At 51.1% G+C, this 3,106-nt stretch carries 2 protein-coding genes and 1 pseudogene; all 3 read left to right on the plus strand.

Going from position 1 to position 3,106, the window contains the following annotated elements:
* A pseudogene (locus tag KY379_RS27005) lies at positions 1–941 on the plus strand (hypothetical protein); the annotation flags it as partial.
* Position 942: 1 nt separating this feature from the next.
* On the plus strand, positions 943–2,007 hold the full coding sequence (locus tag KY379_RS27010) for a hypothetical protein (RefSeq protein WP_261242697.1): 1,065 nt from the start codon (positions 943–945) through the stop codon (positions 2,005–2,007).
* A 287-nt stretch (positions 2,008–2,294) separates the two neighbouring features.
* Positions 2,295–2,768 (plus strand): DUF6708 domain-containing protein, encoded by a 474-nt coding sequence (locus tag KY379_RS27310; protein WP_306466730.1) that lies wholly within the window; start codon positions 2,295–2,297, stop codon positions 2,766–2,768.
* Positions 2,769–3,106 lie beyond the last annotated feature (338 nt).

The raw sequence follows: 3,106 nt of genomic DNA on the forward strand, positions 1-3,106 counted from the left end.
AGCGTATCGCTTACTTCGACTACAGCGCGACCAGCCCACTCTCAGTCGAGTACTTCATCCAGATGTTGTCCGCCTGCTTGGCGGGTGGGCCGACGGAGAAAGCGCCCGGGCAGGACTCGCCACTCGGCCCTACCCAATATCTCTGGCAGCAACTGCTGGAAGATCCGAACAGTCTGTTGTACCAGGCCCTGACAGCAAAGAACCAAAGCTTGCGGCAGCAATTGATAAAAGCATTGTCGGGTAATGATCTGACTTATGTCTATCATGCGATCAAGACGATCGCCACCAGCCCGGCAGGCGAGCGCTTGATGATCAAACCGGTGCAAGATGCCATCGGCCACCTCCTCGCCGGCATGGCCAGTGCAGGCAATGCGCTTGGAAAACAAATCACCGGAAAAACGAGGGCATTGATCGGACACGTTCATAGCTCAGCGTTCTTGCTATTTGCTGGCCAACCGATTACCCAAGTCAGGCTCTCGCTGACGTTGGGTGAATACATGAGTCTGCTCAATGAGGCGCTACAGGACGGTACTGACGCTTTTCTTGGGGATTTGGACAAGCACTTGCGCAAGCCTGCCGCGCGCAAGATACGGGCCATGGTACTGAGCGGGGCGATCCACCTCACTGCCCCAGGAGATCGCAGCCAAATAGTCGAGGTCATGTTCTGGACATTGGAACAAGCAGAGAGCCTGCAAAACCGCCTGGCTAAATTGCGCGAGAGTGCCGCTGGCGGGATCGGCGAGCTAGTAGGCAGCGTCACTATCGGGGTCGATACTTTGCGCAATAGTGTCATATCTGCCGCAGATAGCGTAGGCGTCAGTGCCTCAGTTGCGCGGAATATAGCACGGGAAGCGATGCTCGAGATCCGCTCGGTGGCCTCTAGTCCCAGTAGTGCTAATATCTTGCTGGCATTAGGAATGCATATGGTTTCAACAAGATAGCTTGCAACAGAATTTCGAAGCGATTTCAAAGTCTGTCAAGAACAATCCTGAAGCGCTCGCTGCAATATGGTCTTCGTCCTTAGGGCTATTAGGCTCGGGGATCGAAGCGATAGGTCTAGGCATTCACCTAACTCACCCTACGCGTCCTGCAATCGGAAATGGACTTACTATTTCAGCGGGAACGAGAATTGCTATCTACGGGGCAGGTATCGCCGCTCTTGCGGGGATAATGGATAGCGCGCTCTACGCATTCGCCGCCAATCGAACGTACAAACAAGCCGACACCTTAGCAGCCGTAGGGTACGCTTTCGCTCTTGGAGCCTCGGCGGGAGCAGTTTTCTCGGGAACTGCAGCATTATTCATCAGCGCCTTGTCATCTTTTTTACTCGGAATTTCGGCAGCAGCGTCCCTAGCTGCTTTTGCGTTCGGGTTTTGGGCAAAAAATAACGAATCTACTTTACTTGAGACCTGGGCCAGGCATTGTAGATGGGGACTACCTAGTGATAAAAGACTGTGGTTAAGCCCAACCGCTTATGACGAAATGATTGGTGCGCTCAATGCTGCTGCGCTCGGAGTCGAATCGAAGGTTTCAATAAACATTCGTTTCAGTCAACAACTGCAAACCAACGCATCCTCGCCTAGTGCAGTTTTTATAAACGATGGCGCCAACATACCAGCTGAGTTTGTACTTAGTTACATTATGCGCCTCCCATACTTTACACCTAATAAGTCTCGATATCACTGGCTACTGAACCTCCATCGCGCTGGCGTGAATGCTGAATCGGCATCATTGAACTGGGAACACCCCAATCCTATACCTAAATCAAATTTACGATCAGCATCCAACAAAATCTTCTCCACAAGCGAGCAGCCAAAGCCCATTATGCATTACGACTCAGAGGCTCAAGTCTTATTAATCCATGGGGATATTCCACTACGGGAACAGCACAATCTGCATGCTGTCGAACTCGTCCTCTCTTACTGGCCGGACGCACTGGATGAATCCGCGGCTGCGGTGATCACCATCAAAGAAAACAGATTCTCAAAAAAAGACGCATTAGAATGAAATCACCTCTCTTGAATCCACCTTGCACAGGATGGGACAGGGACTTACCCGGCCCCTTCGACCCGCAACACCTTATTGAGCACGCTATAAAAATAACTCCAAACCATCAGGATACAATCTATTTAGAACTGCCTAGATCATCGATTGCCCCAAGGGGCATCTTACTCCTAGTCGCTATCATCTTCATTATTGTTTACGCATCATTACTAGCGTTCCTGTTCTTAATTATCCCGCCACAACCAGTCTCACTAATCGGTGGGACTGCTCTTCTGATTTTTGGGTCGTGGATGGTCACCATAATGTGGCAGCTGGACGTTTCTCCTCCGCGAGACGAGCCCATTAGATTCAATCGAACCCGTCGAAAGATCTATGCTTACAATTTCAAAAATCAATACTGGAACCCCTTTCAGAAAGGAACGGTGGTCCCTGTCTCTTACGACTGGTCTCAAGTAAGGGCCGAACGCTGGTCACAAACTGGGGTGGTAGCTGGAGGCGTTATCTTTAAATGGGGAGTGGTGCTATCCATCATTGAACCAGGCACAAACCGGGTGATAGATAGATTCAACCTCAGCGCCATGGATACCGATGGGCAGACTTGGGCCTATGTATGTATTTATATGCAAAAAGGGCCTGATGCCCTCCCTCCGCCTGGCCCACCAAAAGATCATAACGATGTCCTTTGGTGCGAATTCGCACTACGTCTCGCCCCAAAGGTTTCCTGGCCACCGGATATGGACCTGGAGTCCCGCACCGCTCCTTAATCAGTGGAAAATAAAACGCTGATGGAGCATACCAACGACTGTACTGAATCAGCGCAATCGAGAATCAGCCCTGGCAACTCACTATCAGAAGGGTAATTCGAAAATTCCTACAACCGTTTAGGAAGCCTCTAACTCCTCTCCGAAGAGCTTCCTCGCTAGTGTTCAAGGCTCAGGCCATCAAGCCTTTGCGCGAGGAATCTTGTCGTGAATATCAGCAGAGCCATTCACATCGCCATGCAGGAGGAGATTCCCAACCCACATGGCACCTGCAAAGCCTGCGAACGGTCTGGTCTTCCCATTCTGCTCCTGCGTGAGGCCTATGCCCCGCATCCTCGCGA

The sequence above is a fragment of the Pseudomonas sp. HD6422 genome (assembly GCF_025377065.1).
Taxonomy (GTDB): Bacteria; Pseudomonadota; Gammaproteobacteria; order Pseudomonadales; family Pseudomonadaceae; genus Aquipseudomonas; species Aquipseudomonas putida_U.